At 74.8% G+C, this 23,682-nt stretch carries 17 protein-coding genes; 8 read left to right on the top strand and 9 right to left on the bottom strand.

Annotated elements, in window-relative coordinates; translation table 11 throughout:
• Nucleotides 1-17: 17 nt before the first annotated feature.
• The 6 genes from pabB to IE096_RS08105 all read right to left on the bottom strand — a co-directional run bounded on the left by pabB (nucleotide 18) and on the right by IE096_RS08105 (nucleotide 6,839).
• On the bottom strand, nucleotides 18-2,135 hold the full coding sequence (pabB, locus tag IE096_RS08130) for an aminodeoxychorismate synthase component I (protein ID WP_189450113.1): 2,118 nt from the start codon (nucleotides 2,133-2,135) through the stop codon (nucleotides 18-20).
• Entirely contained in the window at nucleotides 2,135-2,893 is a 759-nt protein-coding gene (locus tag IE096_RS08125; protein ID WP_189450111.1) for a thioesterase II family protein, read from the bottom strand. Before IE096_RS08125 ends, pabB begins: the two co-directional genes overlap by 1 nt.
• Nucleotides 2,894-2,955: 62 nt before the next feature.
• Nucleotides 2,956-3,150, bottom strand: a complete 195-nt coding sequence (locus tag IE096_RS08120) for a ferredoxin (RefSeq protein WP_189450109.1) — start codon at nucleotides 3,148-3,150, stop codon at nucleotides 2,956-2,958.
• Nucleotides 3,150-4,337 (bottom strand): cytochrome P450, encoded by a 1,188-nt coding sequence (locus IE096_RS08115; RefSeq protein ID WP_189450108.1) that lies wholly within the window; start codon nucleotides 4,335-4,337, stop codon nucleotides 3,150-3,152. Before IE096_RS08115 ends, IE096_RS08120 begins: the two co-directional genes overlap by 1 nt.
• A 38-nt stretch (nucleotides 4,338-4,375) precedes the next feature.
• Nucleotides 4,376-5,437, bottom strand: a complete 1,062-nt coding sequence (locus IE096_RS08110) for a DegT/DnrJ/EryC1/StrS family aminotransferase (RefSeq protein WP_189450106.1) — start codon at nucleotides 5,435-5,437, stop codon at nucleotides 4,376-4,378.
• 25 nt (nucleotides 5,438-5,462) lie between these two features.
• Nucleotides 5,463-6,839: a glycosyltransferase gene (locus IE096_RS08105; protein ID WP_189450105.1), complete on the bottom strand. Its 1,377-nt coding sequence runs from the start codon at nucleotides 6,837-6,839 to the stop codon at nucleotides 5,463-5,465.
• Between the two features lie 330 nt (nucleotides 6,840-7,169).
• Here IE096_RS08105 and IE096_RS31800 point away from each other — a divergent pair, with 330 nt between their 5' ends.
• The 6 genes from IE096_RS31800 to IE096_RS08075 all read left to right on the top strand — a co-directional run bounded on the left by IE096_RS31800 (nucleotide 7,170) and on the right by IE096_RS08075 (nucleotide 18,410).
• Nucleotides 7,170-10,199 carry a LuxR family transcriptional regulator gene (locus IE096_RS31800; RefSeq protein ID WP_189450103.1) on the top strand — a complete coding sequence of 1,010 codons (3,030 nt, stop codon included), beginning with the start codon at nucleotides 7,170-7,172 and terminating at the stop codon, nucleotides 10,197-10,199.
• Nucleotides 10,186-12,918, top strand: coding sequence for a helix-turn-helix transcriptional regulator (locus tag IE096_RS31795; RefSeq protein WP_189450101.1), 2,733 nt, complete (start codon nucleotides 10,186-10,188; stop codon nucleotides 12,916-12,918). The genes IE096_RS31800 and IE096_RS31795 overlap by 14 nt, the downstream gene beginning before the upstream one ends.
• Nucleotides 12,919-12,922: 4 nt before the next feature.
• A complete protein-coding gene (locus tag IE096_RS08090) occupies nucleotides 12,923-15,757 on the top strand; it encodes a helix-turn-helix transcriptional regulator (protein WP_189450100.1) in 2,835 nt (944 codons plus the stop codon).
• Nucleotides 15,758-16,185: 428 nt separating this feature from the next.
• Nucleotides 16,186-16,767: a LuxR C-terminal-related transcriptional regulator gene (locus IE096_RS08085; RefSeq protein WP_268248292.1), complete on the top strand. Its 582-nt coding sequence runs from the start codon at nucleotides 16,186-16,188 to the stop codon at nucleotides 16,765-16,767.
• A gap of 174 nt (nucleotides 16,768-16,941) precedes the next feature.
• The gene (locus IE096_RS08080; protein ID WP_189450096.1) at nucleotides 16,942-17,571 is read left to right on the top strand and encodes a DUF4956 domain-containing protein; all 630 of its coding nucleotides are present in this window, start codon (nucleotides 16,942-16,944) and stop codon (nucleotides 17,569-17,571) included.
• Nucleotides 17,568-18,410 (top strand): polyphosphate polymerase domain-containing protein, encoded by an 843-nt coding sequence (locus IE096_RS08075; RefSeq protein ID WP_189450094.1) that lies wholly within the window; start codon nucleotides 17,568-17,570, stop codon nucleotides 18,408-18,410. Before IE096_RS08080 ends, IE096_RS08075 begins: the two co-directional genes overlap by 4 nt.
• Here IE096_RS08075 and IE096_RS08070 read toward each other — a convergent pair.
• A complete protein-coding gene (locus IE096_RS08070; protein WP_189450092.1) occupies nucleotides 18,377-18,817 on the bottom strand; it encodes a hypothetical protein in 441 nt (146 codons plus the stop codon). The two genes, IE096_RS08075 and IE096_RS08070, sit on opposite strands and share 34 nt — an antisense overlap.
• A gap of 165 nt (nucleotides 18,818-18,982) precedes the next feature.
• On the opposite strand from IE096_RS08070, the gene IE096_RS08065 reads away from it, so the two are divergent.
• Nucleotides 18,983-20,407, top strand: coding sequence for an NAD(P)/FAD-dependent oxidoreductase (locus IE096_RS08065; protein WP_189450090.1), 1,425 nt, complete (start codon nucleotides 18,983-18,985; stop codon nucleotides 20,405-20,407).
• Between the two features lie 78 nt (nucleotides 20,408-20,485).
• On the opposite strand, the gene IE096_RS08060 is transcribed toward IE096_RS08065, so the two are convergent.
• Nucleotides 20,486-22,117, bottom strand: a complete 1,632-nt coding sequence (locus IE096_RS08060; RefSeq protein ID WP_189450088.1) for an ABC transporter permease — start codon at nucleotides 22,115-22,117, stop codon at nucleotides 20,486-20,488.
• Entirely contained in the window at nucleotides 22,114-23,049 is a 936-nt protein-coding gene (locus IE096_RS08055) for an ABC transporter ATP-binding protein (RefSeq protein WP_189450087.1), read from the bottom strand. Before IE096_RS08055 ends, IE096_RS08060 begins: the two co-directional genes overlap by 4 nt.
• Nucleotides 23,050-23,141: 92 nt before the next feature.
• Here IE096_RS08055 and IE096_RS08050 point away from each other — a divergent pair, with 92 nt between their 5' ends.
• On the top strand, nucleotides 23,142-23,669 hold the full coding sequence (locus tag IE096_RS08050) for a GbsR/MarR family transcriptional regulator (RefSeq protein WP_189450085.1): 528 nt from the start codon (nucleotides 23,142-23,144) through the stop codon (nucleotides 23,667-23,669).
• The last annotated feature ends 13 nt before the right edge of the window (nucleotides 23,670-23,682 follow it).

Below are 23,682 nucleotides of genomic sequence, written 5' to 3'. Positions count from 1 at the left end.
CGGGCCCGGTGCGGCGGTCAGGGGTGGGTCGCGGGCGCGCGGCCGGGGAATTCGGCGCCGAGCAGCTCGAGCAGCGGCGTGGCCTTCACCGCCGTCTCCTCGAACTCCGCCTCCGGGTCCGACAGCGCGATGATCGCGCCGCCCACGCCGTAGCGGAGGGTGCCGCCGCTGAGCACCACGGTGCGGATGACGATGCTCAGGTCGGCCGCGCCGGTCAGCGAGAAGTAGCCGATGGCCCCGGAGTAGACGCCGCGGGGGCCGTCCTCCAGCCGGTCGATGATCTGCATGGTGCGGATCTTCGGCGCACCCGTCATCGAGCCGCCGGGGAACGCGGCCCGGACGCCCGTGACCGCGCAGTCGTCCTCCCGGAGCCTGGCCCGGACCGTGCTCACCAACTGGTGGACGGTGGCGTAGGACTCAACCTGGAAGACGGGGGACGCCGTGACCGAGCCGATCTCGGCGCAGCGGCCCAGGTCGTGCCGGACCAGGTCGACGATCATCAGGTTCTCGGCGCGGTCCTTCTCGCAGGAGGCGAGCTCCTCGACGAGGGCCGCGTCCTCCTCGGCGCAGCCGCCGCGCGGCCGGGTGCCCTTGATGGGCTTGGACTCCATCAGCCCGTTCCGGTCGATGCGCAGGAAGCGCTCCGGGGAGGTGCTGAGGACGGACAGGTCCGCGAAGCCGAGGTAGGCGGCGAAGGGGGCGGGGCTGGTGCGGCGCAGGAAGCGGTACGCCTGCCAGGGGTCGAGGTCGGCCTCCGCCTCGATCATGTTGGTGAGGCAGACCTCGTAGGTCTCGCCGGCCTTGATCTCCTCCTGGCACGCGGCGATGAGCTTGAGGTAGGTGTCGCGGTCGTGGCGCAGCCGGATCCCGGTGGTGCCGGGCGGTACGGGCCGGTCGCAGGGGCCGGGGTCATGGCCGGCGGCCCCGTCGAGGAGGTCGGCGGTGGTCCGCAGCCAGGCGCGGGCGGGCGCCTCGTCGGTGTCCTCGGCGAGGGCCAGCAGGTGGGTGGTGTCCGTGCGGTGGTCGAAGACGACGGCACGGTCGGCGAAGACCATCACGGCGTCGGGCTCGGCGGGGCGGTGCGCGGCGGCCCCGTCGCACTCGGCCTTGAGCTCGTAGCCGAGGTAGCCGACCCAGCCGAGGGCGAAGTCGAAGGGCAGGCCGGGGGTTTCGACGCGGGCCGCGCGCAGGTCCCGCTCCAGCCAGGTCAGGAAGTCGCCGGGTACGGTCCGGGCGGGTTCCGTGGTGGCGGTCACGGTGACGGTGCCCCGGGCGACGTCGGCGGTGGCGACGCGGGCGAGGGGGCCGGAGGCGTCGCCCATGACGGAGAGTTCGCCGAGGGGGCCGCCGGTGCGGCTGCTGTCGAGCCAGAAGGGGTGGTTCCCGGTGCGGAAGAGCCGGTCGAAGACGACCTCGGGGTCCCAGCGGGTGGGGAGGGACTCGGTCAGCACGCGCAGCCGCCGGGTGGGGGCGGCGTGCTCCGCCGGGGCGGGCACGGTTCCCGGCGTGGTTCTCGTCGCCGTTCTCGCTGCGGCGCGCGGGGTGCCGGTGGCGCGCTGGTGGCGTTCCGTCAGCTTCCGGAAGTTCTCCAGGATGCGGTGGCCGCCCTGGGTGCTGATGGACTCGGGGTGGAACTGCACGCCCCACAGGGGGAGGGTGCGGTGGCGCAGGGCCATGACCACGCCGTCCGGGGACCAGGCGGTGGGTTCGAGGTCGGGGGAGAGTTCGGTGACGGCGAGGGAGTGGTAGCGGACGACGTCGAGGGGGGAGGGGAGTCCCTCGAAGAGGCCGGTGCCGTCGTGCCGGACGGGCGAGACCCGGCCGTGGCGGGGCTCGGGCGCCCGGCCGACGGAGGCGCCGTGGGCCAGGGCCATGCCCTGGTGGCCCAGGCAGACGCCGAGGACGGGTATCCGGCCCTCGGCGGCGATCTCCGCGCAGAACCCGAAGTCGGCGGGCCGGTGGGGGGTGCCGGGGCCGGGGGAGAGGACGACGTTGTCGAAGGCGCCGAGCAGCTCCGGGCGCCATGCCGGGTCGTCGTTGCGGATGACCTCGGGCTCTTCGCCGTTGACCTCGGACAGGTAGTGGAAGAGGTTGTACGTGAAGGAGTCGTAGTTGTCGACGAGGAGCGTGCGCATCAGAGTTTCCCGAGTTCGCGGGCTATCTCGGCGTTCACGGCCACGTGATTGCCGGTGAGGAAGAAGTGGCCGCCGGGGAACACCTCGAGCCGGAACTCGCCCTCGGTGTGCCGCTCCCAGGCCTTGGCCTCGTCCAGGGAGGTGCGGGGGTCGGCGTCGCCGGTGAGGACGGTGACGGGGCAGCGGACGACGCGGTCCTCGGGGCAGCGGTAGGTCTCGATCGCGGTGTAGTCGCCGCGGATCGCGGGCAGGGCCATCCGCAGGATCTCCTCGTCGCCGAGGACCCCGGCGTCCGTGCCGTTGAGGAGCTTGAGTTCGGCGATGACGCCGTCGTCGTCGCGCTGGTGGACGGTCTCGGGGCGGGAGGTGGAGGGGGCCCGCCGGCCGGAGGCGATGACGGCCTTCGGGGCGGACGCCGCGCCCTTGGCCTCCAGCCGCAGGGCCACCTCGAAGGCGAGGACGGCGCCCATACTGTGGCCGAAGTAGACGGTGGGCTTGTCGTCCAGGTCGATGAGCCGGTCGGTGATCCGGTCGGCGAGGGTGGCGATGTCGGTGATGCAGGGCTCGTGGCGGCGGTCCTGGCGGCCGGGGTACTGCAGGGCGATGACGTCGACGCCGGGGGCGAACCGGGCGGAGACGGGGTGGAAGAAGCTGGCCGAGCCGCCCGCGTGGGGGAAGCAGACCAGCCGGGTGGTGGCGGTCTCGGCCGGGTGGTAGCGCCGGGCCCACAGGGCCAGGTCGTTGTCCGCGCTGTTCAAGGGCTCGGGTCCTTTCTCGGTGGGGGTGGCGGGGCGTTGCGCGCGTCGGTCCTCGCGCGGGCTCAGTCCTCGTGCACGGTGATGGCCCGTGCCGGGCAGAGGTCGCCCGCCCGCCATACGGCGTCGGTGAGTCCGGCGCCGGGTTCGGGGGCCAGGACAGTGACCAGTCCGTCGTCGTCCTGGTCGAAGACGTCCGGGGCGGTCAGCACGCACTGGCCCGCGCCGATGCAGCGTTCGTTGTCGGCGGTGATACGCATCAGGAGCTCTCCCACTGGACGGGCATCTCGTGCAGCCCGAAGAGTACGACGTCGTGTTTGAAGGCCAGTTCCTCCACGGGGACCGCCAGCCGGAGGGTGGGGATGCGCTCGAAGAGCTTGCGGTAGGCGATCTCCATCTCGACGCGCACCAGGTTCTGGCCGAGGCACTGGTGCATGCCGTAGCCGAAGGCCACGTGGTGGCGGTCGGTGCGGGAGGGGTCGAAGGCGTGGGGGCAGGCGAAGACCTTCTCGTCGTGGTTGGCGGCGGCCACCAGCGGGATGACGCCCTCCCCGGCCCGGACGAGCTGCCCGGCGATCTCCACGTCCTCGACGGCCACCCGCAGGGAGACGATGTCGGCGACCGAGTGGAAGCGCAGCGTCTCCTCGACGACGCGGTCGTCGCCGATCCACTGGGGGTTCTGCAGCAGGGTCATCACGCCCAGCGCGATGTTGTTGGCCGTGGTCTCGTGGCCGGCGATCAGCAGGAGCAGCAGCACGCCGGACAGCTCGTGGGGGGCGATGGTGCCGGTGGCGAGAAGCCTGCTGACCAGGTCGTCCTGGGGCCACTTCGACTTGATGTCGATGAGCCGGTTGATGTAGCGCAGGAGTTCCTTGGTGGCGGTGTCGCGCTGCTGGTCGGTGGAGGAGCGAATGGCGACCAGGGTGCGGGTGCGGGACTCGAAGAAGTCGCGGTCCACCGGGGGCACGCCCAGCAGGGCGGAGATCACCAGGGAGGGCACGGGCAGCGCGAAGTCGGCGACGAGGTCCGCCGAGTTGCCGGAGGCCAGCAGCTCGTCGATGAGCTTGTCGACCGTCTCCTCGATCGCGGGGCGCATGGCCCGGACCCGGCGCACGGTGAACTCGGGGATGAGCGCCTTGCGGAAGCGGTCGTGCTCCGGGGAGTCCATGCCCACGAACCAGCCGGGGATCTGCTCCTGCTTGGGCACGCCCATGGTCTCGCTGATGTTGGGGAAGCCCTTGTGGTCCGGGTTGGAGCTGATCTTCGGGTTGGTGAAGACGGCGCGGACGTCCTCGTGCCGGGTGACCAGCCAGCACTTGTTGCCGTTGGGCAGGTAGGAGAGGACCAGCCCCTCCTGTTCGCGGTAGGTCGTGTACCGGGGAGGCGGGAAGGCCTCGCCGGGCTTGCGCAGCGGGAAGTCGACCACCATCGGGTCGGCGTGCGTCATCGGAAACTCATTCCCTCGTGGCGTGCCTGCGGGTCCGGTCAGCGGGCGGCGGCGTAGAACTCGCGGACCCGGGCGATGATGAAGTCCTGGTCGGCGGCGGTGAGCCCGGTGTGCGTGGGCAGGTAGAAGCCGTCCTCCGCGAACCGGTTGGCCTTCAGCGAGGGCCAGTCGGGGTGGAGGTAGCCGGGCTGGCGGCTCATGGGCTTGAAGAAGAGCCGGGTCTCGATGCCCGCGTCGGCGAGGAAGGCGCGCAGCTCCTCGCGGCGTTCGGCGCGCAGGTCGTACATCCACAGCACGTCGCGCGAGGGCATCAGGGTGATGCCGGGGATGCCGGCGAGGCCCTCGTCGTAGCGCTTCTCTATCTCCCGGCGGGTCGCGAGGATCTCGTCCAGCCGCTCGACCTGGGCGAGGGCGACGGCGGCCTGCATCCCGGTCATCCGGAAGTTGTAGGCGAGCTTCTTGTGGAGGAAGCTGTGGTCCCGGGTGAAGGCCATGGCGCGCAGATGGGCCAGCTGGCCGGCGAGCCCGGGGTCGTCGGTGAGGCAGATGCCGCCCTCGCCCGCCGTGATGATCTTGTTGGCGAAGAGGGAGTAGCAGGCGATGTCGCCCACCGGGCGGATGCCGTGGGCCTCGGCGGAGTCCTCGACGACCCGGAGGTTGTACTGGAACGCGATGTCCATGATCGCGTCCATGTCGCAACGCCGGCCGTAGATGTGCACCGGCATGATCGCCCTGGTCCGCGGGGTGATCTTCTCCTCGATGCGGGTGACGTCGATGTTGAGGTCGTCCCCGCAGTCGACGAAGACGGGCGTGGCGCCGGTGTAGGTGACCGCCCACGCCGAGGCGATCATGGTGAACTCGGGGACGATCACCTCGTCGCCGGGACCGACGCCCAGGGCCCGCAGGGCCAGGGTGAGCGCGGCCGTCCCGGAGGAGCAGGCCACGCCGTGGGCGATCCCGTTCCAGTCCGCGAAGGCCTGCTCGAACCGCTGGATGACGGGGCTCTGGGACGATATCCAGCCGTCGCCGATGGTCGCGGTGACGTACTCGAGCTCCTTGCCGTCGAGGGCGGGACGGGACACGGGGTACTTGAACGACATGGGTTCCTCTCTGATCAGGCCGGGATCAGGCCAGCGCGGGGAGACCGAGGACCAGCCCGGCGGCCGTCTCGCGACCGCCCGCCGCGCGCTGCAGGGCGCCCAGCCGCTCCGCCTTCTCACGGAACGAGAGGTCGCCGAGCACCCGGGTGAGCTTGTCGACGACGTCGTCGACCGCGACGGTCTGGGGCCGGTCGAGGGTCAGGCTGATGCCGAAGTCCTGGCCGCGGACGGCCTGGTCGAAGCAGTCCACCCACAGGGGGCGCACCACCAGGGGCTTGCCGAAGTAGATGCCCTCGTGGAAGCCGTTGCCGCCGCCGTGGGTGAAGAACACCTTGACGTTGGGGTGGGCGAGGACGTCGAGCTGGGAGGGGACCCAGCCCTCGATACGGAGGTTGGCCGGAAGCGATTCCTTCGGAGGCAGCAGGTGCTGCTGCTCCTTGGGCAGCTTCCACAGCACCTGGTGCTCGCCCTCCAGCCGGCGGGCCACCTCCACCAGCGCGTGGACCTGCTCCTTCGTCAGCCGGGTGATGGTGCCGAAGCCCATGTAGACGACCGACGACTGCGCGTCCAGCCAGGCGCGGACGTCCTCGTCGTCCGGGGCCTCCGGCAGGGGCGGCATCATCGCGCCCACCAGCCGCATCCTCTCCGGTATCGGGAAGGGGTAGTCCAGCTCGGCGATGGAGTTGCACAGGACCAGCTCGGCCTTGTCGATCCTGGTCATCGGGTTGGGCGGCGGGATGCGCAGCTCCTTGCGGATCCGCGCGTCCTCCTGGAGCACCTTGCCCATGGCCGGGTTGAAGAACATCGCCAGGGTCCGGTACTTGAACAGCTCGTTGCTCAGGCGCTGCGCCGGGGTCATCTTCCGCGGCAGCCCGGAGTGGGGGACCGGGAAGTCCCGGGGGGTGTGGCCCTTGGCGAAGGGGTTGAGCGAGGTGAGGACGTTGCTCGGCAGGAACGGGACGCTCAGCACGAACGGGATGTCCCGGGCGATGGCCAGGTCCACGGCGAAGCCCGCCATGCAGTCGACGACCATCAGCGCCGGCTGGACCTTCTCGACCACGGCCTCCAGCTTGCGGAACTTCCCCGCCTGGAGGGCCGGCTTGTAGGACTGCCGGATGACGGCCCGGTGCGCCCGGAAGCGGGAGGACTGGGTCACCTCCCGGTAGACCTCGTCGTCCCAGGTCACGGCGGACAGCTCCGGTATCACCTCGCCCAGCGAGGCGAACTCCACCGGCGACCGCTCGGCGATCCTCGCCACGTCCTCGCGACGCGGCTCGTCGGTGGCGAACCACAGGTCCTCCACGCCCTGCCGGGAGAGTTCGCCCGCCAGTACGAGCAGCGGGTTGAGCAGTCCGCTCTCCGGAAGGCTGACGAACAGGATCGGCCGTCGGGCGGAGTCCATGGCATCCCTTTCAGTGGTGGCCGTCGGGGCGGGGCACGGGACGCCCCCGGGCGGGCCGGTCGGCCTCCCCGCACTGTGATCTCACGCCACGCCCCGGGAAATCCTTAGACTCCTCCCGGACGCGACGCGCCGGGCACGGCCCCTTACCACGTCAAAACGACAAGAGGCTCTAATGTCCAGGAGTTCGAGCAAGTGGAACCCCTAGTCATACAAAACGCTCTAGAGTGACAAGAGACCTGACGAGGTGGCCCAAGATCCACCTTGCCGGGACTTGAGCGGAATGTGATGTCTGGGCGCCGGATCCCCCCGTGGGGCGTGAGGAGAACGACCGTGCTGCACCGTCCGCCCGCCGGCGGCTTAACGGAGCCACCGCCCGGCCGCGGCGGGGAACTGGCGGCGCTCGCCGCCCGCGCCGCCTCCGCCCGCACCGGCCACGCCCAGGCGGTCCTCATCGGCGGACCCTCCGGCATCGGCAAGACCCGGCTCCTGCGGGCCTTACTCGACGACCAGGCCGCCCACGGCGTCCGGACCCTCTACGCGGCCTGCGGCCGGGAACCCGCCGCGCACCGGGCGCCCAGCGCCTACGACGGCCTGCCGGACGGCATACCCGGGGAGATGCCCGGGGGCATACCCGGGGGCATCTCCGCAGGTGCGCCCGGGGACACACCCGCGGGCATACCCGGGGGTGCCGCCGCCCCCTACGGCGCGGTGCGCGCCCTGTTCGGTCCCCTGGGCCTCACCGGCACGGGCCCCTCCCCCCTCCTCCGGGGCGGCGCCCACCACGCCCTGCCCGCCCTCGCCCCCGGCGCGGACGCGACCGCCACGCCCCCGCACCAGGTCCTCCACGGCCTCTACCGCCTCGCCGGCAACCTGATGGCGGACCGCCCGCTCACCCTCGTCCTCGACGACGCCCACCACGCCGACGAACACTCCCTGCGCTGGCTCGACTTCCTGCTGCGCCGCGCCGAGCACCACCTGCCGCTGCTCGTCGTCCTCGCCCACCGCCCCGAAGCGGAGCCCGTCGCCGGAGCCGCCCTGGCCGCCGCCTGCGCACCCCACCGGACCACCCTCCTCCCCCTCGGCCCGCTGGGCGAAGCGGAAGCCGCCGAGCTCGCCCGCCGGATCCTCGGCACCCCCGTCGCCCCCGCCTTCGCCGCTCACCTCACGGAGGCCGCCGGCGGCAACCCCCGCACCCTCACCCACGCCCTGCGCACCCTGCGCGCCGAAGGCGCCGCGCCCGACGAGCACGGCGCGCGCCGCGCCGCCGAACTCTGCGCCGCCATGACCGCCAGGACCACCCGCCGGCGGCTCGGCCACCAGCCCGGCTGGGTCCGCGACGTCGCCACGGCCGTCGCCGTCCTCGGCGAGGACGAACCCCGGCGCGTCGCCGCCCTCGCCGGGGTGACCACCGCCCTCGCCGAGGACGCCCTGACCGCGCTGCGCCGCGCCGGCCTCGTCGCCCCCGGCCGCGCCGCCCTCACGGACGCCGCCACCCGCGCCGCCGTCCTCGCCCCGCTCACCGAGCCGGAGCTGACCGCGCTGCGCACCCGGGCCGTCCTCCTGCTCAGCGACGCGGGCCGTCCCGCCGAGGACATCGCCGAACACGTGCTGCGGCTGCCCGGCCCCGTGCCGCCCTGGATGGCCGCCACCCTGCGGGACGCCGCCGCGCGCGCCGCCGCCCGGGGCGCCCACAAGACGGCGGCCCGCTACCTCCACGCCGTGCTCCGGGCGGAACCGGACGACCTGTCCGCCCGCACCGAACTGGCCCGGGCGCTCGCCGAGATCAACCCCGAGGAGGCATTGCCGCTGATCGAGGAGACGCTCGCACTGCGCACCGACCCGCGCACGAAGGCGGCCGTCGCCGCCCAGTACGGGCTGACCTGCCTGGCCCTGCGCCGCGTCCCCACCGCCGTCCGCGTCCTCGACGAGGCCGTGGCCGCCTTCGCCGCCGAGACCGGGCCCGACGCCGGGCCCGCCGACCGCGAGCTGACCGCGCTCCTGGAGTCCGTCCTGCTGCTCGCCGGGACCGTCCGGCGGGAGACGATCGCCGCCGTCCGCGAGCGCGCCGCGCGGATGGCCCTGCCCCACGGCGACACCCCCGCCCAGCGGCAGAAGGCCGCCATGATGAGCATCCTGACCGCCCTCGACGGCCGCTCGGCGGCGCGCACGGTCCTCCAGGCCCGCCGGGCCCTGCGCTCCCCGGCCGCCGAGCCCGGCGGCTGGGCCGCCTTCGCCGCGGCCTTCCCGCTCGCCCTGGCCGACGAGGTCGACGACGCGCTCGGCGCCCTGGACCGTGTCCTGACCCAGGGTCAGGAGTACGGCGAGGCCCGCGTGTACACCCTCGCCCTGGCCGCCCGCTCGCTCGTGCTCCACGGCATCGGCGCGATCCCCGACGCGCTCGCCGACGCCCGCACGGCCGTCGGCCTGACCGCGGAGGAGGACCAGTGCACCGAGCTGACGATGCCTCATATCGTGCTGGCGACCTCACTGGTCGACCACGCCGAGCCCCGGCGGGCCGAGGAGGCCCTCGCCCGCGTCGAGCCCGGCGACCTGGACGGCCATGTGCTGGAGCAGCCCGCCTACTTGCTGGCCCGGGCCCGCGCCCGGCGGGGGCTCGGCGACCACGAGGGCGCCCTCGCCCTCCTCTTCGCCTGCGGGGACGCCCTGGCGGCGGCCGGCGTCGCCAACGCCGTCTTCCACCCCTGGTGGGTGCACGCCGTCCGCCAGCTGACCGCCCTCGGCCGGACCGGCGAGGCCCGCGACATCGCCGAACGCTGGACCGGCCCCGCCCGGTCCTGGGGCACCCCGCGCGCCCTCGGACTCGCCGCCCACGCCCTGGCGGTGACCACCCCCGGGCCCGAAGGCGTCGTCCTCCACACCCAGGCGGTGGAGTGGCTGGCCGGCTCCCCGGCCCGCGTCGAACACGCCCGCGCCGAGTACCACCTGGGCCGGGCCCTGCTCGCGGCCGGCGACCAGCCCGCCGCCCGCGAGCACCTGCGCACCGCCGTCGGCCTGGCCCGGCAGTGCGGCGCCCTCGCCCTCGCCGAGGCCGCCCGCGGCGGGCTCGTGACCGCCGGCGGACGCATGCGCAAGGCCACCGGATGCCGCACCGACCTCCTCACCCGCACCGAGCGCAAGGTCGCCGCCCTCGCCCGCGCCGGGGCGAGCAACCGCGAGATAGCCGAAGCGCTGTTCGTCACCGTACGGACCGTGGAGATGCACCTCACCGGCGTCTACCGCAAGCTCGGCGTCGGCGACCGGGCCGCCCTCGCCTCGGCGCTGCCCCCCGAAGCCCCGCCGGAACCCCCCGCCGGAATGCCCACCGTGGCGTACGGGAGGCCCGCCCGTGCCGCTCGTTGACCCCCTCCTGGCCCACTGCGGCCGGGCCCGGGGACGGCTGACCTCGGCACTGACCCGCCTGGAACGCGGCGGCTCCACCGTCGTCGTCGTCACCGGCCCCCCGGGCCACGGCCAGCACGCCCTGCTGCGCTGGGCCGCCGAAGCCGCCGAGGCCCGCGGCCTCCAAGTCCTGACCGCCCGCGCCACGCAATCCGCCGCCACGATCCCGCACGCCCTCACGTCCGCCCTCCTGGCGAGCGGCACCGCCGCGCCCGCGCGGGTCACCCTGCCGCCGGCACCCGGCGAGATCACGGACGCGCTGTCGGCGGTTCTCCACGCCCGTCCCACCCTTCTCGTCGTCGAGGACGTACACCGGGCCGACCCGGAGTCCGCGCGGCTGTTGGCCGCGCTCGTCGGCCGCCCGGGAGGGGCCGCTCCCCTCGTCCTGCTGATGGGCACCCACGGCACCCCGCCCCGGCTCCCCGGTGCCCTCGCCCGGGTGGGCAGCGGTGGCGGCGGCACCGTGCTCGTCCTCCCGGCGGTGGACGAGCACGGCGCCGCCGCCATGGCGGCCGCCATCTGCGGCACCGCACCGTCCGTCGACGAGCGGTTCGCCCGGGCCGCCGCCGAGGCGGCCGGGGGGAACCCCGCGGTGCTGGACGACGCGCTGCGCCGCCTGGCCCAGCGCGGGCACCCGCCCGTCGCCGCGCACATCCCCCGAATACAGGAGCTGGCCGCCGCGGCCGCCACCGACCACGTCGCGCGCGTCCTGCGCACCCTGCGCCCCGCCGAACGCAGCGCCCTGCGCGCCCTCGCCGCCGCCCGCGGCGTCCTGGGCCTCCCCGACCTCCGCGACCTCGCCGGTACCCGGCCCGAGGACGAACCCGCCCTGTGGGCCGCGCTGGAGGCGACCGGGCTCGTCACCCCCGGCCGGCCGCTGCCCGGCGTCGACCCGGCCACCAGGGTCCGCGTCCTCGCCGGCATGCCCGCCGGCGACCGGGCCGCCCTGTGCGGGCGCGCCGCCGAACTGGCCCACCGCGCCGGAACGACCGGCGAGGACCTCGCCGCGCTCCTCCTCGACACCCCGCCGACGGGCCACGACTGGGTCGTGCCCGCCTTGCGCCACGCCCACGCGGCGGCCCTCCGCCGGGAGGACCACGACCACGCGGCCGCCTGCCTCCGCCGCGCCCTCGCCGAACCCCAGGACCCCGTGGAACGCGCCCGGCTGGAGCTGGAACTGGCCGCCACCGAGGCCCTGACCGCCCCCGAGGCCGCCGACCGCAGGCTCGGCGCGATCGCCCGCACCCCCGGCCCCGCCCTCGCCGCCGCGCGCGTGCGCGCCGTCGACCACGGCCTCCTGCGCGGCTACACCCACGGACTGGGCCACGCGCTGGCCGACGCCCTGGCCCGCGCCGAGGACACCGAGCGCGACGACCTCGTCGCCCTGTACTGGGCCGCCCACCACGGCTGGCGCGAGGAGACGGACCCCGGCACCCCCCGCGTCCCCGGCCTGCCCCGCGTCCCCCGCACCCCGGCCCAGGCCGGCGTCCGGGCCTGGCAACTGGCCCGCGACGGCGAGGACCTGGCCGGCACGCTCCGGCTGGCCCGCGCGGCCCTCGTCCCACCGGCCGGCCGGGACACGCCCCTGCTGCCCCGCCTCGCCGCCTGCCGCGCCCTCTACCTCGCCGACGACTACGAGGCCGCCGACGCCGGCATCGCCGCCCTCCTCGCCGACGTCCGCCGCGACCGGCTGCGGGCCGGCGTCGCCCGGGTGCTCACCGTCCGCGCCGAACTGAGCCTGCGCCGGGGCCTGCTCTCCGACGCCGAACGGTACGTGGCCGAAGCCGAGCGCTCCCTGCCCCCGAACGGCTGGCACCCCGCCACCGCCCCCTACCTGACGGCTGTCCGCACCGCCGTCGCCCTGGAGAACGGCGACCGGGAGAAGGCCCGCGCCCACGCCTGCGCACCCGCCCCCGCCGGCACCGAGGGCAGCGCCCCCTGGGCGTACCAGCTCTTCGCCCGGGCCCTGGTCGCCGTCGCCGACGACGACCTGCCCGAGGCCATGGGCCTCTTCCGCGAGACCGGCCGGATCCTGCTGCGCCGCCAGTACGTCAACCCCGCCCTGCTGCCCTGGCGTTCCCTCGCCGCCCGCACTGCCCTCGCGCTCGGCGAGCACGCCGAGGCGCGGCGCCTGAGCGGACAGGAACTGGCGCTGGCCCGCCGCTGGGGAGCCGCCGGCACCATCGGCTGGGCCGAACTCAACGCCGCCCTGCCCACCGGCGAGGAACGACCCGCCAAGGTGGGCCGCGCCGTGGACGTCCTGCGCGACACCCCCGCCGGCCTCGCCCACGCCTGGGCGCTCGCCGACCTCGCCGCCCTCGAACTCCGCACAACCCGCGAGCGGGCCGCCGCCGCCCCCTGGGCGAGCGACCTCTCCGCGCTCATCACCGCCCACCCCAGCAGCAGACTGGCGGACACCGTGCGCCGGCTCGCCGGGGACCACGGGCGCGCGCCGTCCCCGACCGACGTCCGCCGGCTCCGGGAGTGGGCCACCCTCTCCCAGGCCGAGACGCACACCGCGACGCTCGCCGGCCACGGCCACGCCAACCGGGTCATCGCCGAGATGCTCTCGGTCTCCCGGCGCACCGTGGAACTGCGGCTGAGCAGCGTCTACAAGAAGCTCGGCGTCAGTGGGCGCGGCGAACTGCGCGCCCTCGTCCGGGGAATGGAGAGTAACTGACCACATGCTGCTCGAACGAGGCACCGAGTTCACCGCGGCCGGTGACGCCCTGCGCGCCGCCGCCGGAGGAAGGGCGTCATCCCTGCTGCTGACCGGCCCGGTGGGGACGGGCCGGTCCGCGCTGCTGCGCGCGCTGCCCGGCCCGGCCGGCGGGGAGGGCGTACGCGTCCTGCGCGCCCACGCCGCCCCCATGGAAACGGACTTCGCCTTCGGAGTGGCACACCAGCTGTTCGACAGCCTCCGGTCCCGGGCGCCCCGCGAGGAGACCGAGCGATGGCAGGACGACCCCCGCCTCACCGCCACCGACCGGGCCGGGGAGGGGCCCGGTGACGCCGCCGAGGAGTGGGCGGTCCTCGAAGGACTGCGCTCGCTGCTCGCCGATATCAGTGCGGAGGCCCCGCTGCTGATCCTCGTGGACGACCTCCAGTGGGCCGACACCCCGTCGCTGCGCTGGCTCGCCCACCTGGCCGCCCGTCCGCACGGCCTCCGCGCGGCCGTCGTGGGCACCCTGCGCGACGGCGACCCGGGCGGCCGCCGCCCCGCCGTCCTCGACCTGCTGGACGCGGGCCCGCGCGTACTGCGCCCCGCCGCCCTGACACCGGACGCCACCCGGACGCTGGTCCGCGAGCGCTTCGGCACCCCGGGCGACGAGGAGTTCACGGCCGCCTGCCACGACGCCACCGGTGGCAACCCCCTCCTCCTGACCTGCCTCCTGGACCGGATGGCCGCCGACGGCGACGAGCCGACGGCCGCCCACGCCGACCGGGCGTACACGCTGCGGCCCCCGCAGCTGACGGAACGGCTCGCCGACTGTCTACGCGCGCAGTCCCGCCCCGTACGGCACCTCGCCGAGGCCCTGGCCGCCCTCGGCGGGCACGCCGAGCCCCACCTCGCCGCCGAACTGGCCGGCCTGGACCCCTGGGAGGCCGACGGCGCGCTGGCCGACCTCCGCCGGCTCGGCCTGCTCACCGGGCCCGGCGAGCCGCGCTTCGCCCACCGCGCGGTCCAGGACGCGGTGGCGGCCTCCACCACCCCGGACGAGCGCCGCGCCCGGCACGAGGCCGCGGTGGACCTCCTCCACCGGCACGGCGCCCCCGCCGCCCTGATCGCCGAGCGGCTCGTGGAGTCCGCCACCGCCCCCCGGCCCTGGGCCGCCGCGATCCTCCGCGAGGCCGCCGAGACCGCGCTGCGCGCCGGCGACCCCGAGACGGCCGCCCGCGCCCTGCGCAGGGCGCTCCAGGACAGCCCCGAACCCGGCCCGGACCGCGCCCGGTTGCTGGCCGACCTCGCCGCGGCCGTCCGCGACACCGACGCCGCCGCCTGCGAACGCCACGTCACCCAGGCAGTCTCCCTGCTGTCCGACCCCACCGAACGGGCACTGGCCGCCCTGCGGATACCGCCCGCCTTCCTCGGCGCGCTGCCCGCACCCACCATCGCCCTGCTCCGCCGGACGGCCGGGGAACTGGGCCCCGCCGCGCTGCTGAAGGGCACGGCCCGCGAGGCGGCCCTGCGCCTGGAGGCGCGGCTGCGCCACGCGGGCCGCGAGGACCCCGCCGAGCTCGGCGCGTCGGTGCTGCGGCTGCGGCGCATGGGGGAGGAGCCCGCGCTGCGCTCGGCGGGCGAGCGGGAGCTCGCGGCCGTCCTGCTCTACGCGGCGGCGGTCTCCGGCGCCCTGACGGCGGCCGAGGCGGCCCGGCTTGGCCACCGGATCCTGGAGCACGAGCCGGCCGCCCCCGACCGCACCCACTCGGCGCTGCCCCTGGTGGTGCTCGCGCTGTGCGGGGCCGACTCGGTGGACGCCGTCTCCTCCTGGCTGTCCGCCGGGCACCGGCTGAGAGCCCCTTCCCCCGCTCGCGGGGACGGCTTCCCTTCCCGTGGGGAGGGCCCGGCGGCGTGCGCCGTCGACCACGCGGAGCGGGCGCTGACGCTCCTGGCCCAGGGGCGGCTGACGCAGGCGCGCGAGCACGCCGAGCGCGTCGTCGTCCACCGGCCGGGGGAGCCGGACGGCGAGGGGAGCGCGGCGTTCGCCGTGGTGCTCGCCGCCGTGGCGCTGGAGGTGCGCGACCCGGCGTTCAGCGAGCGCGTACTGGCCCTGGGCGGCCGGTGCCGGGCGCCGGGGCTGGTCACCACGTCCATGCTCAGACTCCTGGAGGCATCTCTGGAGGCGGGGCGCGGCGATTGGGCGGATGCCCTGGAGACCGTCCTGTCCTGCGGCCGGCAACTGGCGGCGTCGGGCTGGCACAGCTCGGCGCTGTTCCCCTGGCGGCCCTGGGCCGTCAGCCTCCACCACCGGCTCGGCGACTCGGGCGCGGCGCGCGCCCTCGCCGACGAGGAGCACGCGCGGGCCGAGCGGTGGGGCGCGCCCGCCGTGCTCGGCCGCGCCCTGCGGCTGAAGGGCCGGCTGTACGGGGGCGGTCGGGGCGAGGCCCTGCTGACCGAGGCGGTCACCGTGCTCAGGGGTTCGGCCAACCGGCTGGAACTCGCCCGTGCCCTCCAGGAGTTGGGCAGACGGCTCGGCGGCGGCCCCCGGGCGGAGGCCGCGCTGCGGGAGGCCGGGGAGCTCGCCGTGGCCTGTGGCGTGCCCCGGCTGGTGAGACGGGCCGGGCGCGAGGAGTTCGGCGCCCCGGGGGTGCCCGCGGCGGTCCTCACCCCGGCCGAACGCCGGGTGGCCGCGCTCGTCGGCCGTGGCCTCACCAACCAGAGCATCGCCCGGGAACTCGGGGTAAGTCCCCGGGCGGTCGAGAAACACCTTACGAATTCCTATCGAAAATTGGGGATCAAGGGCCGCGCCGAGTTGGCGGCCGAGCAATGCGGACCGGCATTGGGGATGACCGGCTGAATCCTTTGTCCGCGCGTGTTGCGCGCGGCTTCCAATAAACCGTCGGTACGGCGCGCCCGGATGTCCGGGCGCGCCGTACGCGCAGGTGGACGCGGGTACCGAAGGCCGAAGGGCGGACCGTACCTCGCTCGCGACCGACCGCAGGTTTAGGCCGAGCGGCAGGGCGGTCGTTGACCGTCGACCGGCGGCTATCTAGTCTTTCAATCAGTTCGCCCAGTTCGGCTGCCGGGCCTCGGGACGAGGGTCTGGATTCCGCGTTACAGCGCGATTGCATAGCGATTCCGCATGTGTGAAGTGCCATGAAAGGGTTCCATCTCTTGTTGAATTCTGTTCTCGCTTCGGTCGATTCGGCTCGGGTCACCTCCCAGGACGGCCCGGAGGGCCAGGCGGGGTACCCGGACGCCCGTACGCAGTCGGACCAGTCGGGGTTGTGCATGGCGAGCCTCGACACGTCCCTGACCATCCAGCAGGCGAACCAGGAGTTCTTCCGGCAGTTCGACGGCTCCTCGGAGGAGCTGTGCGGCAGAAGCTTCCGCGACGTGGTCCACCCCAGCGTCCGGCAGCCGCTGATGCGGCAGTTCTCGCACCTGATCGAGGGCAAGCACCAGCGCTTCGTCACCCCCGTCATAGCCGTGGGCGCGGACGAGTCCGCCTTCACGGTGCCCCTGACGGCGGTCTCCGTGCGCGGCGGGCTCCCCGACACCACCGCGATCCTGGTGATGATGCCCGCGACCCGGGGCGCCGAGGGCGCCCGGGTGGTGGCGGGCCGCAAGAAGATCCTGTCCGAGATGGACGCGCGCATCCTGGAGGGCATAGCCGCCGGCGTGTCCACCATCCCGCTGGCGTCCCGCCTCTACCTCAGCCGGCAGGGCGTCGAGTACCACGTGACCTGTCTGCTGCGGAAGCTGAAGGTGCCCAACCGCGCCGCGCTGGTCTCGCGCGCCTACTCCATGGGTGTGCTCAAGGTCGGCACCTGGCCGCCCAAGGTGGTGGAGGACTTCGTCAAGTGACCTTGCGGCGCGGCGGCAAGAGTGCCTGACGGGACAGGAGCGGTGCCGTTCCGGACACTTGCCGTCCGCTTCCGTCAAGGAAGCGCATGGTTCACCCGGAAGCCGGTGCGTGTTCACCATCCGTTTCCCTAGGGTCTGAGCTCTTCCTCCCGTCATCCCAGGAGAGCCGACCCCATGGACTCGTCACGGCACCTCGTCGCCCACCTCGGGCTCGACCTCGCCGCCATATGCCTGCTGACGTTCGCGATCTACTACCCCCGCCACCGCCGCCGCGACCTCGTACCGGCCTATCTCGCCCTGAACGTCGCCCTGTTCACCGTCGTCGCCGCCCTCGCCCGGGTGGGCGGCAACGGCGGGGCGGCGCTCGGCTTCGGCCTCTTCGGCGTGCTCTCGATCATCAGGCTCCGCTCCGACGCCGTCCAGCACGAGGAAGTCGCCTACTACTTCACCACGCTGGTCCTCGGCCTGCTCTGCGGGCTGCCGCACCTCCCGTTCACCGCGGCGGCCGGCCTGAGCGCGGTCCTGCTCCTCGTCGTCTACGCCGCGGACCACCCCCGGCTGTTCGCCCGCTCCCGCCGTACGGTCGTCACCCTCGACACCGTCCACGCCGACCCCGCCGCCCTCCGCGCCGACCTGGCCCGCAGACTCGGCGAACCCTTCCACTGGACGGTCATGGAAGTGGACTACGTCCGCGACCTGATGGTCGTCGACGTCCGCTACCGCGAACCCGCCCCGGACGCCGCCCGGCAGGCCGGACCGTCCCGCACCGCGCACCGTGCCGCGCCCGCGTGGGAGACCGTATGACCACCACACCGGCACCACCGCTCCCCGCGGCCGTCCGCGCCGTCGGCGAGGCGGCCGGCGCCGCCGCGCCGATCTCCCTGGCCGAGGTCAACGCGCGGGCGGAGCTCATGGCCCGCTTCGACCGCAGCTACCTCGTTCCCGCCGACGTCTTCCTGGCGGTGGCGCGACGGCTTACCGACCCCCGCCGCCCCGGCGGCCCCTTCCGCGCCCTCACCATCGACGGGCGGCGGGCCTTCCGGTACCACTCGGTGTACTACGACACCCCGGAGCTCCGCTCCTTCCACGACCACCGGCAGGGTCGCCGCCTCCGTTTCAAGATCCGCGAACGCGTCTACCAGGACAGCGGTGAGCGGCAGTTCGAGATCAAGCTCAAGGGCGGGCGCGGCGACACCGTCAAACACCGCCGCCCCCTCACCGGCGAGGACACCCCGCTCGACCCGCCCTTCCGGGCCTTCCTCGCGGACACCCTGCGCGACGCCTACGGAATCGACTCGCCCCCGGTGCTGCGGCCGTCCCTCACCACGGACTACGTCCGCACCACTTTCGTGGCCGACGGCGAGCGCGTCACCTGCGACGTCGGACTGGTCTGCGACGACCTGCGGGCGGGGCGGAGCGTGCGCTGCGCGCCCGGGCTCGTCCTGGTGGAGACCAAGACGGCCGGACATCTGACGGAGGCGGACCGGCTGTTGCACGACAGCGGCGTACGCCCGGCGGTCTTCACCAAGTACTGCGGGGCGTACGCGGCCCTACGGCCGGGCCTCCCCGGCAACCGCTGGCGCCGCGCGGCCCGGCACGCCTTCGGGGCTCAGTGCCCTCCGCCGGGCCCCGCGAGGAGCTGACCGATCACCGGCAGGTGCGTCAACTGGTGCTGGAGCGGCCCCACGAGCGGCTGAAGCGGGCCGCCGAGCGAGTTGCCCGCGTTGCTCACCGGCACGGACGGGGCCGGAGCCGCCGGGGGCGCCGCCTGGGGCGCGGACTGAGGTGCCGCCTGCGGACCGGACTGAGGTGCCGCCTGAGGTGCGGACTGCGGGGCGGACTGGGGTGCGTCCTCCCGCATCCGGTCCATGGCCGCGGCCTGTTCCTTCTTGACGAGCGCCCCCGGATTCGGGAGGTCGGCCGCCGCCTGGAACGACAACGACTCGGGCAGCTGCTCGGCGCTCGGGGGCGCCGCCGACGCCTCCGCCGGTGCGACCACGGCGAACGACAGGGCGGCCAGCAGCGGGGTGACGGTGTGACGCAGACGCATGAGAGCCTCTCTCGGTACCGGAACGACGTACACCACGAAAACGAACCAAAGCCCCTCAAGTCACTGGGGTGCGGCCGAACGCCCCCGGTCACGCCCAACGCGCCCTGCCGGTACGGTGATCGCAGCATTTTCCGGTTCGGACGACGGAACGAATGGGGTGTCGACGTGACAGCAGAGGGCGCCGAAGGCGGACCACGCGCGAGTGAGGACGAGGGCCGGGCCCGGCGGCACGCCGTCGTCATCGGCGGCGGCCTCGCGGGCCTCCTCGCCGCACACGTGCTCACCGCCCACGCCGACAAGGTGACGCTCGTCGAGCGCGACCGCTTCCCGGAGGGCCCGGACAACCGCTCCGGGATCCCCCAGGACAAGCACACCCACGTCATGCTGGAGAGCGGCCAGGGCGCGCTGGAGAAACTGCTGCCCGGCATCGTGGGCGAGCTGCTCGACGAGGGCTCGCCGCGCGTGGCGATGCCCACCGACGTCCTGCAGTGGCAGGTGGGCCGCTGGTACCGCCGGACCCGCCCCACCACCCACGTCCTCACCGGCTCCCGGCCCCTGACCGACTGGGTCGTGCGCCGCCGCGTCCTCGGGGCCGGATCCCGGATCGAGACCGTCGAGGGCGCCGAGGTCACCGGCCTGCTCGGCGACGCCACGCGCGTCCGCGGCGTCCGTCTGCGCGAGCGGGGCCTGCCCGCCGCCACGGCGGGCACCACCCTGGAGGCCGACATCGTCGTCGACGCCTCCGGCCGCTCCTCCCGCGCCCCCTCCTGGCTGGCCGCCCTGGGCGCCGAACCGCCCCACGAGGAGGTCCTCGAGACCGGCCTCGCCTACGCCACCCGCTTCTACCGCACCCCCGCCGGTCTGGAGGACCCCGGCTTCCGGGGCGTCTACATCATCCCCAACCCGGCCCAGCGCTACGGCGGGATCCTGATGCCCCTGGACGGCGGCCGCTGGTCCGTGATCCTTTCCGGCCTGCGGGGCAACGAACCGCCCACCGACGACGACGGCTTCCTCGCCTTCGCCGCGAAGCTCCCGCACCCGGTCCTCCACGACTGGCTGCGGGGGGCCGAGCCCCTCACCCCCATCCACGGCTTCCGCAAGACCGGCAACGTCCGCCGCCGCTACGACGGCCCCGGCCGCCGCCCGGCCGGTTTCCTCGCCACCGGCGAGGCCCTGTGCGCCTTCAACCCCGTCTACGGCCAGGGCATGTCCGTCGCCGCGCTCTGCGCCGTCGCCCTCCGCGACGCCCTCACCGACCCGCGCCGCACCCCCACGACCGGCCGGGTGCAGCGAGCCCTCCTCGACGCGGCCCGGCAGGCGTGGGACATCTCCTCCGGCGCGGACAAGAACGTGCCCGGCGCGACCGGCAACATCCCCCGGGGCCGGCCGGTCGACCGGCCCGGGGACTGGTACCTCGCCCGCGTCCAGCGGCGGGCCACCGGTGACCCCGTCGTGGGCGAGGCCTTCCGCCGGGTGCTCTCCCTGACCGCCCCGGTGACGTCCCTCTTCGCGCCACCGGTGGCGAAGGCGGTCCTCTTCGGCCAGGACCCGCAGTCCCCGGTGGAGCCGCCACTGGTGGCGGAGGGGTAGCCGTTTCCGGGGGCTCCGCCCCCGGACCCCCGGTCCTCAAACGCCGGGCGGGCTGAAATCAGCCCGCCCGGGGCATCCTCACCCCACGTCCCGCCGCCGGAACGCCGCCACCCCCACCGCCGTGAGCAGGACGGCAAGGCCCGTCAGCCAGACGAACGGCCCCGCCGAAACCCCCGCCCCCGGCAGCTTCGGCAGGTGCCCGAACGGCGAAAGGTCCATCACCCACCCCGGGAGCCGAAGCGCCGGCCCCAGCCAGCCGATGGCCAGGCATCCCCCGGCGAGCCCCCACGCCGCCACCGCCCACCGGGGCAGCGCCCCGAAGAGCAGTACGGCCACGGAGGCCAGGACCCACGCCGCCGGCAACTGCGCGAGCGCCGCGCCGAGCACCGGCGGCAGTCGCCCCCCGACGTCCCCGGCGGAGACGCCGTACGCCAGGCCCATGCCCAGGCCGCCGGCGAGCAGGACGACCGCTGTGCCCAGCCCGGCGAAGGCCAGGTGCCCGGCCGCCCACCGAGTCCGGCCGGTCGCTCCGGCCAGTACGGGCTCGGCGCGCCCGCTCGTCTCCTCCGCGCGCAGCCGCAGCACGCAGCCCACCGCGTAGAGCGCGGCGACCATGCCGAGCAGGCCCGTCAGGGCGGCCAGGAGGGCGTCGGCGAGGCCCTCCCGGCCGCCCATCCGCTCGATGATCTCCCGCGTGCCCTCGTTGTCGCCGACGAGATCGGCGGCGCCCTCGATCAGGGAGCCGAACACGGTGCCCGCGACGGCGAAGGCGACCGCCCAGCCCAGCAGCGTGCCGCGCTGGAGCCGCCACGCCAGGCCGGTCGCGCCCGTGAGGTGGCGCGGCGCCGTCGCGGCGCCCGGGCGTCCGGCCAGCAGGCCCGCGCCGATGTCGCGGCGCCCGGCCAGGGCGAAGGCGGCCGCCGCGGCGAGGCCCGCCGCCGCGTAGGGCAGGACGAGGACCCACCAGCGTTCGCCCGCGAAGGCCCGGGTCTGCTCGACCCAGCCGACGGGGGAGACCCAGACCAACGGCGAGGAGGCGCCGGCGCTCGCCGCGTCACCGGCCGCGCGCAGCAGGAAGGCGAGGCCCACCGTCGCGCCCGCGAGGCTCCGCGCCGCCCGGGCGGTGTCGGTGAGCTGGGCCGTGACGGCGGCGACGCCCGCGAAGCACAGGCCCGTACCGGCGACGGCCAGGCCCAGGGCGGCCGCGCCGCCGGCCGGCAGCCCGGCAAGGGCCTGCCCGGCGGTGACGAGGGCGGCGACCAGGCCGTTGGCGGCCAGGGCCGTCAGCAGCGCGGCGGTCAGCGGGGCCCGGCGGCCGACGACGGCGGCGGACAGCAGTTCCTGACGGCCGGTCTCCTCCTCCTCGCGGGTGTGCCGCACCACGATCACCAGGCTCATGATCCCGGCGAGGACGCCCCCGAGGACGGCCATGCGCCAGGCGACCAGACCGCCGGTGGAGTCGCCGAACACCGGCCCGTACAGTGCGCGGACCGAGGCGCCCGCATTGGTGGAGCGGGCCACCCCGGCCCGGTCGGCGGCCGTGGCGTACAGCGACTCGAAGGCCCTCGCCACACTGACGACGGCGAGCGAGAGGGCCACCGCCCACACCGGCAGCAGCACCCGGTCGCGGCGCAGCGCGAGCCGGGTCAGCGTGCCCGCGCCGGCCAGCCGGGGCGAAGCCGGCCGGTACGAGGCGGCGGGGGCGCTCATGACGCCACCGTCCGGGCGGGCGCGGCGGGGGCGTCCTGCTGGTAGTGGCGGAGGAACAGCTCCTCCAGCGTGGGCGGCACGCTGGTCAGGCTGCGGACGCCGGACTCGCTCAACTGACGGAGGACGGGCCCGAGTCGGTCGGTGTCCACCTGGAGCCGCACCTGCTGTCCCCGCCCCCCGTGGAGCTCGCGGACGGTGAGGTCGTGGACGCCGGGCAGGCGCGCCAGCCCGTTGGGCGCGCCGGTGAGCTCGGCGGTCACCGAGGTCCTGGTGAGGTGGCGGAGCTCGGCGAGGGAGCCGGTCTCCACGGTCGTCCCCTCGCGGATGATGCTCACCCGGTCGCACAGGGCCTCGACCTCGCTGAGGACATGACTGGAGAGCAGCACGGTGCGGCCGCGCTCGCGCTCCTCGGCCACGCAGGCGCGGAAGACCTCTTCCATCAGCGGGTCGAGGCCGGAGGTCGGCTCGTCGAGGACGAGCAGGTCGACGTCGGAGGCGAAGGCGGCGACCAGGGCGACCTTCTGGCGGTTGCCCTTGGAGTAGGCGCGCCCCTTCTTCGTCGGGTCGAGGTCGAAGCGCTCCAGCAGTTCAGCGCGGCGGGCCCGGTCGGCGCCGCCGCGCAGCCGGACGAGCAGGTCGATGACCTCGCCGCCGGAGAGGTTGCGCCAGAGGGTGACGTCCCCGGGGACGTACGCCACGCGGCGGTGGAGCTCCACGGCGTCGTGCCAGGGGTCCTTGCCGAGCACGCGCGCGGAGCCTCCGTCGGCGCGCAGCAGTCCGAGGAGGACGCGGATGGTGGTGGACTTCCCCGCGCCGTTGGGGCCGAGGAATCCGTGCGTCTCACCGGCCTCGACGGTGAGATCGAGGCCGCTGAGCGCACGGGTCCGGCCGAAGGACTTCGTCAGGCCGGACACGTGGATCGCCTTCGTCATGCTTCCGAACGTACGCTTCCTTCAGAAATTTGTGAAGGTTGGAAAGAGTGTAAATTGGCCGGTGAGATCGAACAGGGGAGAGGGCGAGGACGATGACCGAGACGACCGGAGCGGGCGGCCACGACCGGGAGCCGGACCGCGAACGCGACCAGGAAGCGGTCTCCCGCTTCGTCGAGCGCTTCGCCGCCGAGCTCACCGAGGCGGGCATGCCGCGCATGGCCTCCCGGGTCTTCGCCGCGCTCCTCGCCTCCGACGCCGGCGTGATGACCTCGGCCGGCCTCGCCGAGGCCCTGCGGATCAGCCCGGCGGCGGTCTCGGGCGCCGTCCGCTACCTCACCCAGGTCGACATGATCGGCCGCGAGCGGGAGCCGGGCACGCGCCGCGACCGCTACCGGCTCAACGCCGAGGTCTGGTTCCACGCCCTCACCCGCCGCGACCAGCTGCTGATCCGCTGGGAGGGCGTCCTGCGCGACGGCGCGAAGACCCTGGGGGCCGACAGCCCGGCCGGGGTGCGCGTGGCGGAGACCGCCGAGTTCATCGAATTCCTGCAGAAGGAGTTCGAGGGCGTCCTGGACCGCTGGCGTGAGCACAGAGCCGCCCTCGGCGAAGACCGGCCGTAGCCTCTACCCCCTC

Source organism: Streptomyces abikoensis (genome assembly GCF_014648775.1).
Lineage (GTDB): Bacteria > Actinomycetota > Actinomycetes > Streptomycetales > Streptomycetaceae > Streptomyces > Streptomyces abikoensis.
The sequence above is the reverse complement of the archived record's forward strand: the minus strand, read 5'-3'. Positions and strand labels throughout refer to the sequence as shown.

Bases quoted from the DNA above. Each gene is read 5' to 3' on its own strand.
- IE096_RS08070 (WP_189450092.1), bottom strand. From the start codon at position 18,817: ATGCGTCTGCGTCACACCGTCACCCCGCTGCTGGCCGCCCTGTCGTTC.
- pabB (WP_189450113.1), bottom strand. From the start codon at position 2,135: ATGCGCACGCTCCTCGTCGACAACTACGACTCCTTCACGTACAACCTC.
- IE096_RS08075 (WP_189450094.1), top strand. From the start codon at position 17,568: ATGACCACCACACCGGCACCACCGCTCCCCGCGGCCGTCCGCGCCGTC.
- IE096_RS08120 (WP_189450109.1), bottom strand. From the start codon at position 3,150: ATGCGTATCACCGCCGACAACGAACGCTGCATCGGCGCGGGCCAGTGC.
- IE096_RS08105 (WP_189450105.1), bottom strand. From the start codon at position 6,839: ATGGACTCCGCCCGACGGCCGATCCTGTTCGTCAGCCTTCCGGAGAGC.
- IE096_RS08055 (WP_189450087.1), bottom strand. From the start codon at position 23,049: ATGACGAAGGCGATCCACGTGTCCGGCCTGACGAAGTCCTTCGGCCGG.
- IE096_RS08115 (WP_189450108.1), bottom strand. From the start codon at position 4,337: ATGACGCACGCCGACCCGATGGTGGTCGACTTCCCGCTGCGCAAGCCC.
- IE096_RS08050 (WP_189450085.1), top strand. From the start codon at position 23,142: ATGACCGAGACGACCGGAGCGGGCGGCCACGACCGGGAGCCGGACCGC.
- IE096_RS08110 (WP_189450106.1), bottom strand. From the start codon at position 5,437: ATGTCGTTCAAGTACCCCGTGTCCCGTCCCGCCCTCGACGGCAAGGAG.
- IE096_RS08080 (WP_189450096.1), top strand. From the start codon at position 16,942: ATGGACTCGTCACGGCACCTCGTCGCCCACCTCGGGCTCGACCTCGCC.
- IE096_RS08060 (WP_189450088.1), bottom strand. From the start codon at position 22,117: ATGAGCGCCCCCGCCGCCTCGTACCGGCCGGCTTCGCCCCGGCTGGCC.
- IE096_RS08090 (WP_189450100.1), top strand. From the start codon at position 12,923: ATGCTGCTCGAACGAGGCACCGAGTTCACCGCGGCCGGTGACGCCCTG.